The sequence below is a fragment of the Burkholderia crassaminum genome (assembly GCF_964265005.1).
In the GTDB taxonomy this organism is placed as follows: Bacteria; Pseudomonadota; Gammaproteobacteria; order Burkholderiales; family Burkholderiaceae; genus Burkholderia.
The window spans coordinates 1,551,194-1,564,973 of sequence record NZ_OZ183799.1 but is presented as its reverse complement, the minus strand read 5'-3'; the positions used below and the strand labels follow the sequence as shown (position 1 = coordinate 1,564,973).

Genomic DNA, 13,780 nt, shown 5'->3' with positions numbered 1-13,780 from the left:
GGCCAAGCTGCCGCCTCTCCCCTTTCTCCTTATGGAACTGCAATGAGCGAACTGTCCGTCGAAGCAAGCATCGGCTCCGTCGATTACCTCGTCCACTTCACCGACGGCGTCCACCAGTGGCGCGCCGACGAGCCTGAATCGCTCGGCGGCGGCGATGCCGCGCCGACGCCCGTCGCGCTGCTGCTGTCGAGCCTCGGCGCATGCACCGCGATCACGCTGAAGATGTATGCGCAACGCAAGGGCTGGCCGCTCACCGAAGTGCACGTGAAGCTCGCGCACGAATCGGGCAGCGCGGGCAGCACGATCGTGCGCCGCATCACGCTCGACGGCGACCTGTCCGCCGAGCAGCGCGAGCGCCTGCTGCAGATCGCGAACGCATGCCCGGTGCACAAGATCCTCACGCATCCGATCACCATCGACACGGCGATCGCCTGATCGCACACCGCATCGACCACGAGAATCCCCACCATGTCCGCCTCGATCAAGACCCTGCTCACGCCGCGCGAAAGCGACATCGGCAACCTCGTCGTGCGCCGCGTGCTGCCCGCGCGTGCCGCACGCCTCGTCGGCCCGTTCATCTTCTTCGACGAGATGGGGCCGGCCGTGCTGCCGGCCGGCCGCGGCATCGACGTGCTACCGCATCCGCACATCGGCCTGGCGACCGTCACCTACCTGTTCGACGGCTCGCTGATGCATCACGACAGCCTCGGCTTCCGGCAGAAGATCGTGCCGGGCGACGTGAACTGGATGACGGCCGGCCGCGGCATCGTGCATTCGGAGCGTTCGCCCGACGAAGACCGGCCGCGCGAGCAGCCGGTGCACGGGATCCAGACCTGGGTCGCGCTGCCGGTCGAGCATGAAGACACCGCGCCCGCGTTCGTCCATCATCCAGCCGACACGCTGCCGTCGTTCACGCGCGACGGCACGAGCGTGCGCGTGATCGCGGGCACCGCGTTCGGGCTCACGTCGCCGGTCGCCGTGTTCTCGCCCACGCTCTATGCGTACGCGGAATTCGCGGCAGGCGGCACGCTCGCGCTCGATGCCGAGCATGAGGAGCGCGGCGTGTACCTCGTCGACGGCGACCTCGCCATCGACGGCACGCCGCTCGCCCCCGCGACGATGGCCGTGCTCGAACCCGGCGCGACCGTGGCGCTCGCCAGCGCGAACGGCGCACGCGTGATGCTGCTCGGCGGTGCGCACCTGCCGGGCGAGCGTTTCATCGAATGGAATTTCGTGTCGAGCGAGCGCGCGAAGATCGACGCGGCCCGCGCGGCGTGGGCCGACCAGACCTTCGGCAAGGTGCCCGGCGAAGAAAACGAATGGACGCGCCAGCCGGAACGCCGGGCGCAATAAGCAGGATCGCCCGCAAGCAAGCGACGGCCGGCACGCATGCCGGCCGTCTTCCGTTTACGGCTTCAATCCCATCAGCTTCGCGAGCGTCGGCCAGCGGTCGAGAGACTCGATGAACGCGCGGCGCGCCTGCTCGTCGACATAACGCTCGGGATCGAGCGCGGGCAGATGCCGTGCGAGGCCGAGCACGTCGTTCGGTTGCGACAGGCGATCGTCGTCGCCGTCACCGTGAAGCATTACTGTTCGTCGATCCATACGCCATCCGGAGTTTTCACCGAGTAGCCCTCGGCCGTCTGCATCGTCACCGTGCCCTCGTTCTCGCCGACCATCCGCGTGCGCGGCAGATCGGCCGCATATTGCGCGAGCGTCGTGCCGGGCTTGAACGGGCTGTTCGACACGAGGTTCGACAGCAGTTGCGCGAGCGCGAGGAAGCTGGTCGGCTGGTCGATCACGGTCGTCGCGCCGTGGTTGCCGGCAAAGCCGACGAGCCGCACACCGACCGGCCCGTGCACGATGCGCGGCGTCGGGATCTCGCGCAGGCCCGCGACCTGGTACTTGTCGCCGCGCAGCGCGGCACCGTGCTCGGGCACGAACACGATCACCGCGCGGCGGCCCGATTGCGCGATCAGGTCGGCGAGGCGGTCGAAGTCGTCCATCAGCTTCGTGGCGCGCTGCGGATACGAATCGATGCTCGTCAGCGAACTGCCGACGATCCGGTTGCCGTCATGCAGGCTGATCGTGTTGTAGTACAACGCGACCGGGCCCGGCACCGACGCGCGCTGCGCATACCAGTTCGCGAGCGTCGTGTAGTCGTCCTTGATCGCCGAGCCGTCGAACGCATGCATCGCAACGGGCGCGGCCGCGTTCGAGATCATCGGCGCATCGGCCACGCCGATGTTGTCGTGGATCACTTGCAGGAAATTGTCGAAGTGGCCGTCGTGGTTCAGCAGCGACTGCACCGAGTAACCGGCGCTCGCCAGTTGCGAGAACAGGTAGCACTGCTGCGGCGTGCTCTTGTACAGGTCGGCGTGCGCTTCCTGCCCGCAGCTCGCGCGCAGCACCCGGATCGCCGCCGGGCCGCTGTAGCTCGCGGCCGTGCTGAAGTTCGAGAACAGGTAGTCGAAATGGCTCAGCATCGGATGGTTGCGCACCTTCGCGGCATCGAGGTCGTCCCATGACAGCGAGCAGATGTGCAGCACGATCACGTCGAACTGTGCGGCCGGATCGTTACCGAGATGGCCGAACGCGACCTGGCGCTGCGATTCCTGCGTGCGGAACGTCGCGAGCGCGGCGTTGTGGTCCTCGGGCTGGCCGGCGAGCGTCGTGCCCGCCACGTTCGCCTGCTGCGGGGCCGGTGCGACGACGCGCGCCATCAGCCCGCTGCCGGCCTGCCACAGCGGCATCACGATCAGCACGGCCAGCACGAACGTCGCGACGCGCAGCCAGCGGTTGACGACGAAGTAGACGATCAGCACGCCGGCCACCGTCAACAGCAGCACCGGCGGCAGCAGGCGCGGCAGCAGCTCCATCCAGTAGTCGAGGCGGAACGTGCTGACTTCCTGCGCGGCCTCGGCGAGACGGGCAAGCGGCGGCGCATGCAGCTCGCGCGCGAGCAGCGGCACCGCGATCCCGATCGCGACGAGCTGCCGGACGATGCGCCACGCACGCCGCCGGATCGGCGCGCTCACCGCGAGCGCCACCGCGAACGCGAGGTTCGCGAGCCAGAACGGCTGCAGGTGCCCGGTCGCGAACAGCCCGAACTTCAGGATGAAATACAGATTCCAGAACGTCATCTAACCCACTCCATGATGAGCGCCGCGTCAGTCGCGCGCCCGATCGAGTTTCGGCGCCAGCATGGCCTGCAGGCCGCGCGCCGCACCCTTCCACATCCGTACATAGCCGTCCAGGCCGATGCGCAACACTTCCTTCAGCCCGCCGAGCGGCGTGTCGAGGCGCTCGCCTTCGTGCCAGTCGAGCCAAGCGTCCGCGCGCCCGAACGTGCATTGCACGAGCTGGCGCTCCTGTTCGAGCGTCAGTTCCTCGAAGCTCACGCCGACATGGGTCGGCGTCACGCGGCTCACGCGCACCGGGAACGGGAACGGCCGGTCGCCGCGCGTCACGCACACCGTCAGCGTGTCGCCGACGGCGAGCGGCAGCCCCGGCACCGCTTCGAGGCCGAGGCCGCCGGTCGAGTAGTCGCTCGTGAAGCAGGCGGCCGTCGACCCGTCGGCCAGCAGCAGCATGGCCGGCACACGCATCGCGATCCGGTGCGTGACGCGCACCTGCTTGGTCTCGCGCGCGACGGCCAGCGCCGCCCCCAGCATCGCGAGGTTGTACACGGTCCAGCCGAGCGTGATCAGGATCGTCGACGCCTCGTCGCCCTGGTCGGACACGAGCCGCCAGACGCCGGCGAGGATCGCGAGCACGTTCAGCCCGAACAGCACGAGATACGGTTTCGACGTCGACCAGTCGACGTAACCTTCGTCGATCTTGCCGCCCTTGTCGGTCACGTTGAACTTGCCGTGCTTCGGGCTGAAGAACGCGACGGTGGTCGGCAGCGCGATGTACCACGCGAGCACCGACTCGTAGACCTCGGCCCAGAACGAATGGCGGTAGCGCCCCTGCATCCGCGAGTTCGCGACGTTCGCGAGCACCAGGTACGGGATCACGTAGCTCGCGAGCGCCAGCGCCGACGCGTTGATGAAGTACAGGTGGAAGAACAGGTACGCGAGCGGGATCGTCAGGAACACGAGCCGCGGAATCCCGTAGAAGAAGTGCAGCATCGCGTTGCCGTAGCAGATCCGCTGGATGAGGCCGAGCCCGCGCCCGAGGAACGGGTTGTCGATGCGGAAGATCTGCGCCATCCCGCGCGCCCAGCGCGTGCGCTGCTTCACGTGGCCCGCGAGGCTTTCGGTCGCGAGGCCGGCCGCCTGCACGGTCGGCAGGTACGCCGACGTATAGCCGCGCCGGTGCAGCTTGAGCGCCGTGTGCGCATCCTCGGTGACGGTCTCGACCGCGACACCGCCCACCTCTTCCAGCGCGCTGCGCTTGAGCACCGCGCACGAACCGCAGAAGAACGTCGCGTTCCACAGGTCGTTGCCCGACTGCACGAGGCCGTAGAACAGGTTGCCCTCGTTCGGGATCTCGCGGAACGTGCCGAGGTTGCGCTCGAACGGATCGGGCGAGAAGAAATGGTGCGGCGTCTGCACCAGCGCGCACTTCGGGTCGCGCAGGAACACGCCCATCGTCGTCTGTAGGAACGAGCGCGTCGGCACGTGATCGCAGTCGAAGATCGCGATGTATTCGCCGTGCGTCTTCGGCAGTGCGCGGTTGATGTTGCCGGCCTTCGCGTGGCGGTTGTCGTCGCGCGTCACGTAGTCGATGCCGGCCTCGCGCGCGAACGCCTCGAATTCGGGGCGCTTGCCGTCGTCGAGCAGGTACACGCGCAGCTTGGCGCTCGGCCAGTCGATGCTCTGCGCGGCGAACACCGTCGGCTTCACGACCGACAGCGGCTCGTTGTAGGTCGGGATGTAGATGTCGACGCTCGGCCAGGTATCGGGATCGTCGGGCAGCGGCGCGATCGGCCGGTCGAGCGGCCACGCGGTCTGCACGAAGCCGAGCAGCAGGATCATCCACGTATAGGCTTCCGCGCCGTACAGCAGGTAGCCTGCGACGGCCTCGACCGGGCCCCGGAAATCGAGTGTCTGCGTGGTGCGCCACCACACGTAGCGCACGGTCGCGAGCAGCGCGAGCGATGCAAGTGCCAGCGTCGGCAGATGGCCCGGCAGGCGGCGCAGCGTGAGCGCCAGCACCGCGACGATCGCGAAGAACGCGAACTGTGCGCCGGGCATCAGCGGCGACATCCCGGCCGCGGCCCACAACAGCGCACCGGCCGTCAGCAGCAGCGGCGCGAGCCAGCGGCGCCGGCCGACGCCGTTGGCGCGCGCATCGAGCCAGCCACCCCAGCGCACCCACGGCAGGCGCTCGAGCAATGCGTTGATGCGCCGGCCGACCGCACGCCCGGCCACGTAGACGGGCACGACATACTTGTCGAACCACGCGAGCGGATCGCGCGCGGGACGGCTGTCGGCCGCGCGCGGCGCCCGCACGATCGCGCGCCACAGCCATTCGCGCGGGCTGAGCGGCTGCAGCACGCCCCACTCCTGCGCCAGCCGCAGGGACGCGACGCGCACCCAGCGGCGCACGTGATCGGGCCGGCCCGGGGGCGGTGCGTGGAAGAACAGCCGCACGAGCCAGTCGACCAGCGTGCGTTGCGCCGGCAACCCGATGCCGCGTGCGAGCCAGTCGGCCGCGCGGCGACCGAATGCGCGCAGGCGCGGCGCGATGCCCGCGTTCATCGCACTGCTCCGCGGCGACCCGCGGCACCCGCCGCCAGCCAGGTATCGACCCAGTTCGCGACGCCGTTCAGGTCGTGCGACGCCTGCGAATACGGCGCGTCGTCGAAGATCCAGCTACCGCGCGCGAGCGCTTCGGGCACGGCCGCATCGACGTGAATGCGCTGCTCGAGCATCGACGCCGGCCCCGCGACCGCGCGCAGCATCGCGAGCGCGTCGCGCTGCATGTCGCGCGCCGGATTCAGCCGGTTCACGACGATCTGCAGTTCGCCGCCGCCTGCCCGGAGCGCGCCGAGGCGCGCGGCCGTCGTCGCGCAGGCGGCCGGCTCGGGCGGCACGACGACGAGCGTCAGGTCCGCGCGGCGAATCGCCTGCTCGGCCTGCGTCGACGGATAGCGCGCGGTGTCGATCAGCACGACGCCGTCGGCCGGCAACGCGATCTCGTCGAGCGCGCGCGACAGCCACGCGGGATCGGCCGCGAGCCGCGCATCGCATGCGGCAGCGCCGGCCGCGTCGACCTGCCCGTACGGCACGAACAGCACGCCATCGGCGTTACGCCACGTATGCGCATGCCACGGCTCGGCGCCGCCGAGCACGCTCTGCGCGAGGCCGTGCTCGGCGAGCGTGTCGAGGCCGAGCGTCGCGCCCATCAGGTTCTGCGCATCGAATTCGACTGCGACGACCGGCCGGCCGCGGCGCGCCAGCAGCACCGCGAGCGCGGCCGTGAGCATCGTGCGGCCCGCGCCCCCGGTCGTCGATGTAATCGCGATCGTCTTCATCGGGCCGCCTCACTGTCACGCTCTCCGCGCCCGCCGTGCTCGGCGCCGGGCAGCAGCCGCCCACGCAGCGCAACCGGCACGAGTTCGCACGGCACCGCGTCGCGCCGGTCGATCCCGCGCGGCGCATGAAAGCCGCGACCGATGCCGAGATGCTGCGCGACGATCCACACCGGCACCGCGATCGCGATGCCGACGACGAATCCGATGACGAGTTCGGCAATCATGCGACCCCCTGCTTGCGCAGCGGCATCGCGCTGCGGATGGCGCTGCGCTTGCGCGCGGCGAGAATGACGGGCTCCGGCGCCGATGCGTCGGCCGCCGCGGCCTCCGGCGTCGCACCGATCGCCTCGAGCGCGACGATCGTGTCGATCGTATCGATCGCACCGCTCACTTCGCCCGCGTCGGGCAACGCTTCGCCGGGACCGGCGCGCACGAGCGGTGGGCGCTTGGCGCCCGCCGGCTGCGTGGCCGCGAACAAATCGCTGTAGTCGGCAATTGGCGCGCGCCGGTTCTCGGCCTTCAGCGCATTGAGTTCGGTATCGATGCTGCCCTGCCCGAGGCACACGACGCGGTCGGACAGCGTGTCGATCGGCACGTCGAAGATGCGCGCGAGCGCGTCCTCCGCGTCCACCGGTTCGCACGCGAACAGGAACACGTACAGGTGCGCGGCATCGGCGGTCACGACGTCGCCCGCGCGGCGCGGCCGGCAATGCCGCAGCGCGTCGACGTGCGACACGCCGGGCAGCAGCGCGATCTTCGCGAGCGTGTGCGGCAGCGCGAGTACGGCGCCGCGATCGAGCACCGCGCGAATCCGCAGGCAGAACGCGCCGACCGGCAGATAGCCGAGTACCGAATCGCCGAGCGCGGCCGCGAGCGCGGCGCGATAGTCGGCCGCGACGGGCCGCGCATAGAGCTGGCCGCGCAGCGCGTGCACGGCAGCCTGCATCCGCGATACCGGCAGGTCGCGCGCGATGACGCGGCTCGCGCCGACGCTCAGCACGAGCATCTCGAACTGCTGGCGCAGCACTTCGCCGCGCTCGACGATCGCGATCTTCAGCGCGCCGCCGCACTGCCGGCGCAGTGCGTGAACGTCCGCGCACAGCGCCTCGAGCTGTGCATGCGAGCGGAACACGAGCACCGCGGTCGCGGCCTGGGCATGCGCGCAGGCGGCGACGACGGCCGCGTTGTCTTCGACGATTTCCCAGCCCTCCGGCGCGCGGTTCGTGCCATCGAGCACCGCGCGGCTGACGACCACGCGATCCTCGTCGCTCGCGAGCTTCATCCGGTGCGCGGGCTCGGTCGCGCCGCCGTCGATGCTCGCCGACAGCCGGCCGCCCGGCGCAAAGCGCAGCGGCCGTACCTCGCCCGCCGCGAGCGTATCGCCCGCGCGCCAGAAATCGACGATCCACAGCAGCTCGCCGTGCGTGCGCTGCAACTGCGCGACGCCCGAGCAGATACCGTGGAAACCGCTGCGCGGCGTGCGATCCGCATCGCGCACGAGCGGTGCATCGTCGGTGCGTGCCGCGTCGCCCGCACGGGTCGCCTCGGGGTCGAGCAGCAGCACGAGCGCGATCCGGCGCGTGCGGCACCAGTCAACGAGTGCGTGCGCCTCGTCGGCGAGCGCGATCGGGTCGTCCCAGCTGAACCAGCGCTGCGCACCCTCGACGAAATACAGCGAGCGAGCGCGAAAGCCGTAACGCTTCATCGCACGCAGGCCGCCGGTCAGCCGCGCGAACGGGCCCGGCGCCGCGCGGCGCGGGGCGTCGGTCGTTGCGCCTGTGCCTGCGCCGTCACCGCCGGCCGGCTCGGCCGCCGGCGGCATCGCCAGCACGTTCAGGTTGCGCGGCCAGCCGGCCGGCTGCGCGCCGTCCGCGAAGCCGCGTGCCTGCATTTGTTCGGCGACGTGTGCCGCGTCGCGCGCGAGCACGACCGTCACGTCGCGCGTGCGCGCCTGTCGCGCGCTCTCCCACACGAGCGCATCGCAGGCCGGTGTACCGCCGGCCGCGTAGATCGCGTACAGGCCGCCGGCTTCCAGCTGTGTCCAGGCGTCGGGCAAGCCGTCGATCGCGAGCCGGCTCGCCGTGCCGGCGCGACCGCCGGCCGGCCCCGCGCCCAGCAGCGCACGCAGGCGGCCCAGCAGGCCGGCGACGCCGAGCGCGGGACGGGTGGCTTCGAATTCCGTATTCACGGCGCGTTCCCCTAGTAATCCGAATAAAGCCGCACCGGCGTCGGCGTGACGAGCCAGCTGCGTGGCGCACGCGCGTCGAACGCATAGCGCAGGTACACGAGCGCCGAACTCGGCGCGTAGTCGTGCGAGCGGTCGACTTGCAGCTGCGCGCCGACACTCAGGTGCGGGTTCACGCGGTACTCGACGATCCCGTTGATGCCGTACGAGAACGACACGCCGCGCGTCGAGCTGCCCGCGTACACGAACCCGGCCGCCACCTGCGCGGCCCGCTGGTCCGAGGACATCGGGTAATACAGCGAATCCTTCTCGTAGCTGTTCGAGATCCCGCCCGTGAAGGTCAGGTCCCACGACAACGCATCGTGCCGCCCCGCCCATTCGATCGGCACGCCGAGCGACAGGTAGCGTTGCGGGCTGTAGTAACCGCCCTGCCCGTACGTGTAATAGCGCAGGTTCTCCGCGTAATGCCACGCATTGCCGACGAGCCCGGTGCTGACCTTCATCGTCGCGCGCTCGTACACGGGCATCGTGAAGCCCGTGCGCAGCGTGACTTCCGCGTTGCGTTCGACGTTGCGGCCGGACAGCACGCCCGCGCCGAGTTCCGCGAACAGGTTCGTGCGGCCGACGTCGACCGACGCGCGCAGGTTCACGCCGTCGCGGCGCACGCCGCCCCAGACCGCGCCCGTCCACGGGTCGCGCATCCCCGAGTACGACAGCACGCTGCTCGTTTCCGGGCGCCGCGACGCGTTCACCGAGAAACTGGCCGGGCCCGCGTCGAAGCGATAGCGCACGCCCCCGACGAGGTAATGCACGGGAAAACCGAGCGGCGACGTGCCGAGATCGAAACGCCATGCGTCCGTCAGATAGCCGGTGCCGAGCGCGACGCCCGTGGCCGTCTGGTGCAGCGAGCCTGGCGGATTCGCGATCGATGCGGGCGTCAGCGCGTTCTGCGCCTTGAGCGCCGCGTAGGTGCCGAATGTCTGGAGCGAATACGCGTTCGGGTCGCTCGTATCGAGTGTGCCCGGGTCGAGATGCACGGTGTCGATCTGGGCGAACACGTGCCCGTCGTAGCGGATCGGCATCTGCACGTAGATCGGCACCTGCTGCGCGCGATACGACGAGATGCCTTCGTCACCCGACTTGTACGCGGGCGTCCAGCCGGTCTCGATCTCGGGATTGCGCCGCTGCGCGAGATCCGCGAACGCGGCCTGCGCGGGCGTCAGGCCGTCGCGGCCCGGGCTCACGCCCGTCGCGCGCTCCTGCGACTGCGACAACCGGTACAGCGACGCCGCGTCGTCATAGCGGCCCTGCACCTCGGCCACGCGTCCGGCCGCGACCGTCACGTCGGCGCGCGCCGGATACGCGGCATGCAGCCGGTCGGTCACCTGCACGGCTTCGTCCGCGCGGCGCAGCGCATTCAGCCGGCGCACGGCCGACAGTTGCGTGTCGACGTCGTCGTCCGGCGTGCGCGCGAGCACCGCCTGCACGCGCGCAAGCGCGGCGGCACGGTTGCCGCTGTCCTCGTCGATGCGTGCCAGTGCGAGCTGCGTATCCGCATCGTCCGGCGTGCGCGCGACGACCGGCGCGAGCGCATCGCGCGCCGCGTCGTAATGGCCTTGCGCGCGTTCGAGATCGGCCAGTTCGAGCGCATAGCGCTTGTCCGCGCGGCCGACCGGGCTCGCACGATCGAGCCGCTTGCGCGCCTGCGCGTAATCCTGCTGCGCGATCGCATCGTCCGTCTGCCGCAACACGAGCCGCAGCGACTGGTCGTCGATCCGCGCCGTCTGCGCGGGCGTCAGCGACGGTTCCCGGCGCAGCGTGTCGAGCCACGCGGCAAGCGCGTCGTCGCGCCCCGCACTGCCGAGCAGGTCGCCATAGCGCAGCCGCACGTCCGTATCGGCTTCGCGCGGGTGGGCGGCGATCCAGTCGTGCAACGGCGCGAGGCCGCGATCCGGCTCGCCTGCGTCGATCCACTGCGCGCCGATCGCGGCGAGCATGTCGGGATCGTCCGGCGCACTCGCCTGCGCCTGTGCGAGCGACGCGGCGAACGCCGTGCGGTCGCCGCGCGCGAGCGCACCGCGTGCGTCGGCGAGCGCGCCTTGCGCATCGAGCTTGCGCGCGAGCGCGCGCATCCCGTCCGAACGGTGCGCGTCGTCGACCGGCGCGAGCGCGGCCTGCGCACCCGCCACGTCGTCGAGCGAATTGCGATACAGCGCGGTCGCGTAGCGCATCTCGGGCGTCGCGCCTTGTGCGAGCCCGTCGTCCATCACAGTACGGCCGAGCTGCGGCAGCCCCATGTCGCGATAAAGGCGCGCGAGCGCGAAGCGCGTCCACGGGGCGTCGGGCGCCACGCGCACGGCCGCCTCGTAGCGCTGCGCGGCTGGCCCGCGTTCGCCCTTGTCCGCCAGCGCGCGCGCCTGGTCCGCGAGCAGATCCGCACGCAGGCCGTCGAGCGCACGTCGGTCGTCGCGGCCCGTCACGCGGCCTTGCAGCGCGTCGAGCAACGGGCCGATCCGGTCCGCGCGGCCGGTGTTCTGATACAGCGTGGCCGTGTCGCGCACGGCCCCGAGGGTCGGCGTACGCGCGGCCAGCAGCTCGCGCAACAACGGCTCCGCGCGCGCCCAGTCGCGCTGCGCGAGCAACGCATCGGCAAGCTGCAGCTTCGCATCCGGGCTGTTCGGCTGCATCGCGAGTGCCGCACGGGCTGCTCGCTCCGCGTCCTGCGCACGTCCCGCGGCGGCCGCCGCGCGGCCTTGCGCGAGCAGCCCCCAGAACTGCGCGGTGCGCGCGAGGCCCTGCCATTTGCCGCGCTGGTCGGGCGCGAGCGCCGCGGCGCGCGTGAACAGCGCGCGCGCTTCGTCGTGCCGCCCTTCGCGCAGGCGCAGCAGGCCGAGCCCGCCGAGCGCGTCGGCGTCGTCCGCGCGCGCTCGCGCGGCGCGTGTCAGCAGCGGATCGGCACCGGCCAGGTCGCCGCGCGCGAGCGCCTGCAGGCCGCGCTGCTGCGCGATGTAGTCGGGGTTGCGTTCGAGCCGGCGCTGCGCGTCGCGCTGGCGATCCAGTGCCGCCACGCGGTCGACGAATTCGGTGTCGTCCGGCACGAGCGCGAGATACGCATGCAGCCCGTCGAGATACGCGGGATCGTTGCCGGCCGACTGCAGCACGCGCCGCCACAGGGCCATCGCCTCGGTATGGTCGGCGTCGGCGCGTTTCGCGAGCGTCCACGCGAGCCGGTTCGCCTCCGGGCGCGTGTCGGCGCGCTGGTTCAGGAGCCGCGCGAGCGCCATCGCCGCACTCGTGTCCTGCGGGTCGGCCGCGATCGCGCGGCGCAGCGCGGCGATCGCCGGCTCGCGCCCGCCCGGCGCATTCGACACGATCTGGTAGTACTCGGCGCCGAGTGCGCCCTCCGGCGCGCCGTTCGGAAACAGCGCGACGATCCGCCGGGCCGCTTCGTCGGAACGGCCGCTGCGCGCGAGCAGACGGATCTGCGCCATCTCGCCGCGCCCGCTCGTCGCAACCTGATATTCGTCGGCGGCCCGCCGCGTGGCGGGCGCATTCGGCGACTGCGCCTGCAGGCGCGCGAGCGAGGCCTGCGCGCCTTTCGCGTCGCCGAGCCGCAGCAGCACACGAACCTGTTCGGCCAGCAGGTCGGGATCGCCCGGCGCGATCAGCAGCCCCTTGCGCAACGCATCGCGCGCGAGGTCGTCGCGATGCTTGACGCCCCACATCCGCGCGGTGTCGAGCTGACGCTGCGCATCGGCGGACGCGGAGGTCGCCGGCGTCGCGCGGGTCGCCATCGTCGCGTCCGGTGCGGTGCCCGGCGCCGCCGCGCACACCGACGACGCGAGCCACGCGAATCCCGCGACGTGCGGCGCGGCGCGCTTCAGCGGGCGGCGCACGAACGGCCTCCCCAACGGGTATCGAGCGTGCCGTCCGCGCCGAACCGGTAAAGGCCATCGCGCCAGCCGAGCCCGAACAGCGTCAGCACGCTCGTGTAGTAACCGGGCGCCGACTGGCGCGCGAGCGTATCGACACGCGCCGCCTGGGCATCCGCGAGCGCGCGCTGGCCGCGCGCGTCGAGGAACGGCACGGCGGCCGCCGAAAACCCGCCGTTGCCGTCGTTCGGCCCCGCGACGCCCGTCGTCGTATCGACCTTCTCCGGCGGCGCGCCATGCGCGGCGATGTAGTCGGCGAACGGCGCAAAACGCGCGAGCAGCGGCGCGGCGAGCGGATCGGCGCGGTCGAGCATGCCGGCCCACAGATACACGCGGATCGCGTTGTACGCGCTCTCCGCATGTGTCTCGCGATCGGGCCCGAAACCCGTGCCCGCGCGATACAACGCCCAGTCGGGTGAAAAGCCTTTCGGTGCGGTGTCGAGCAGCACGCGCCCGGTGCTGGAGGCGAGCGCGGCCCAGCGCCGGTCGTCGGGCAGCCGCGCACCGAGCGCGCGGATCACCTGCGGCGGCGAATAGCTCGGGTTCACGCGCCACTGGCCGTCGGCCAGCTTGAACCCCGTCGGCCCCGGCAGCAGCGTGAGGCCGAGGCCCGGCACGCTCGCCGTCTCGACGTCGAGCACGCGCTTCGCGAGCAACGCGCCGCGCGCCGTGTAGCTGCGCTCGTGCCACAGCCGCCCGGCCTCGACGAGTGCATACGCGATCCACAAGTCGGCGTCCGACGCCGCGTTCGCGTCGAGCACGCGCCACGCGCCGTCGGGCGCACGGCCCCACAGCCACGCCGGCAGGTGCGCGCTCAGGTCGCCCTGCGCGAGATTGTTCTCGGTCCATGCGAGGATCGTGTCGAACATGCGCCTGTCGTTCGCGACCAGCGCGAAGAAAAGTCCATACGCCTGCCCCTCCGACACCGTGCGTGAATCGGCCGAACCGACGTCGATCACGCGGCCGTCGGCCGAGATGAAATCGCGCTTGAACGCGTCCCAGCGCGGCCACGCCGCGCCGCATCCCGCGTCGGTCGCGTCGGCAGCACGGGCCCCCGCGGCCTGCGCGCGCGTGGCCATGCCGGCTCCCGCGCACGTGAGCGCCACCGCCAGCGCGAGTGCCGCGCCGACGCGCCGCGCCGGCCGCGTTGCCCGTCGCTTCGCCATAACCCGCGCCATC

Annotated in this window: 10 protein-coding genes; 2 read left to right on the top strand and 8 right to left on the bottom strand. The window is 71.4% G+C overall.

Going from position 1 to position 13,780, the window contains the following annotated elements:
- Positions 1-42 precede the first annotated feature (42 nt).
- Together ACPTTF_RS07205 and ACPTTF_RS07200 are read left to right on the top strand one after the other, a co-directional pair.
- Positions 43-435, top strand: a complete 393-nt coding sequence (locus ACPTTF_RS07205; RefSeq protein ID WP_423370724.1) for an OsmC family protein — start codon at positions 43-45, stop codon at positions 433-435.
- A gap of 33 nt (positions 436-468) precedes the next feature.
- Complete coding sequence (locus ACPTTF_RS07200; protein WP_423370723.1) at positions 469-1,353, top strand: pirin family protein; 885 nt, start codon at positions 469-471, stop codon at positions 1,351-1,353.
- 54 nt (positions 1,354-1,407) lie between these two features.
- Here the strand turns inward: ACPTTF_RS07200 and ACPTTF_RS07195 are convergent, their stop codons facing one another.
- Genes ACPTTF_RS07195 through bcsZ form a run of 8 tightly spaced genes read right to left on the bottom strand, consistent with a single transcriptional unit; the run spans position 1,408 to position 13,779 of the window.
- Positions 1,408-1,605: a hypothetical protein gene (locus ACPTTF_RS07195; RefSeq protein ID WP_423370722.1), complete on the bottom strand. Its 198-nt coding sequence runs from the start codon at positions 1,603-1,605 to the stop codon at positions 1,408-1,410.
- On the bottom strand, positions 1,587-3,143 hold the full coding sequence (gene bcsG / locus ACPTTF_RS07190; RefSeq protein WP_423370721.1) for a cellulose biosynthesis protein BcsG: 1,557 nt from the start codon (positions 3,141-3,143) through the stop codon (positions 1,587-1,589). The genes ACPTTF_RS07195 and bcsG overlap by 19 nt, the downstream gene beginning before the upstream one ends.
- A 27-nt stretch (positions 3,144-3,170) precedes the next feature.
- Entirely contained in the window at positions 3,171-5,708 is a 2,538-nt protein-coding gene (gene bcsA, locus ACPTTF_RS07185; RefSeq protein WP_166962946.1) for a UDP-forming cellulose synthase catalytic subunit, read from the bottom strand.
- On the bottom strand, positions 5,705-6,484 hold the full coding sequence (gene bcsQ / locus ACPTTF_RS07180; RefSeq protein ID WP_423370720.1) for a cellulose biosynthesis protein BcsQ: 780 nt from the start codon (positions 6,482-6,484) through the stop codon (positions 5,705-5,707). The genes bcsA and bcsQ overlap by 4 nt, the downstream gene beginning before the upstream one ends.
- On the bottom strand, positions 6,481-6,708 hold the full coding sequence (locus tag ACPTTF_RS07175) for a hypothetical protein (RefSeq protein WP_423370719.1): 228 nt from the start codon (positions 6,706-6,708) through the stop codon (positions 6,481-6,483). Before ACPTTF_RS07175 ends, bcsQ begins: the two co-directional genes overlap by 4 nt.
- Entirely contained in the window at positions 6,705-8,672 is a 1,968-nt protein-coding gene (bcsE, locus tag ACPTTF_RS07170; protein ID WP_423370718.1) for a cellulose biosynthesis protein BcsE, read from the bottom strand. The genes ACPTTF_RS07175 and bcsE overlap by 4 nt, the downstream gene beginning before the upstream one ends.
- 11 nt (positions 8,673-8,683) lie before the next feature.
- On the bottom strand, positions 8,684-12,565 hold the full coding sequence (locus ACPTTF_RS07165) for a cellulose synthase subunit BcsC-related outer membrane protein (protein ID WP_423370717.1): 3,882 nt from the start codon (positions 12,563-12,565) through the stop codon (positions 8,684-8,686).
- Positions 12,550-13,779 carry a cellulose synthase complex periplasmic endoglucanase BcsZ gene (bcsZ, locus tag ACPTTF_RS07160; protein ID WP_423370716.1) on the bottom strand — a complete coding sequence of 410 codons (1,230 nt, stop codon included), beginning with the start codon at positions 13,777-13,779 and terminating at the stop codon, positions 12,550-12,552. Before bcsZ ends, ACPTTF_RS07165 begins: the two co-directional genes overlap by 16 nt.
- Between the last annotated feature and the right edge of the window lies 1 nt (position 13,780).

Bases quoted from the DNA above. Each gene is read 5' to 3' on its own strand.
- ACPTTF_RS07205 (WP_423370724.1), top strand. From the start codon at position 43: ATGAGCGAACTGTCCGTCGAAGCAAGCATCGGCTCCGTCGATTACCTC.
- ACPTTF_RS07200 (WP_423370723.1), top strand. From the start codon at position 469: ATGTCCGCCTCGATCAAGACCCTGCTCACGCCGCGCGAAAGCGACATC.
- ACPTTF_RS07195 (WP_423370722.1), bottom strand. From the start codon at position 1,605: ATGGATCGACGAACAGTAATGCTTCACGGTGACGGCGACGACGATCGC.
- bcsG (WP_423370721.1), bottom strand. From the start codon at position 3,143: ATGACGTTCTGGAATCTGTATTTCATCCTGAAGTTCGGGCTGTTCGCG.
- bcsA (WP_166962946.1), bottom strand. From the start codon at position 5,708: ATGAACGCGGGCATCGCGCCGCGCCTGCGCGCATTCGGTCGCCGCGCG.
- bcsQ (WP_423370720.1), bottom strand. From the start codon at position 6,484: ATGAAGACGATCGCGATTACATCGACGACCGGGGGCGCGGGCCGCACG.
- ACPTTF_RS07175 (WP_423370719.1), bottom strand. From the start codon at position 6,708: ATGATTGCCGAACTCGTCATCGGATTCGTCGTCGGCATCGCGATCGCG.
- bcsZ (WP_423370716.1), bottom strand. From the start codon at position 13,779: ATGGCGCGGGTTATGGCGAAGCGACGGGCAACGCGGCCGGCGCGGCGC.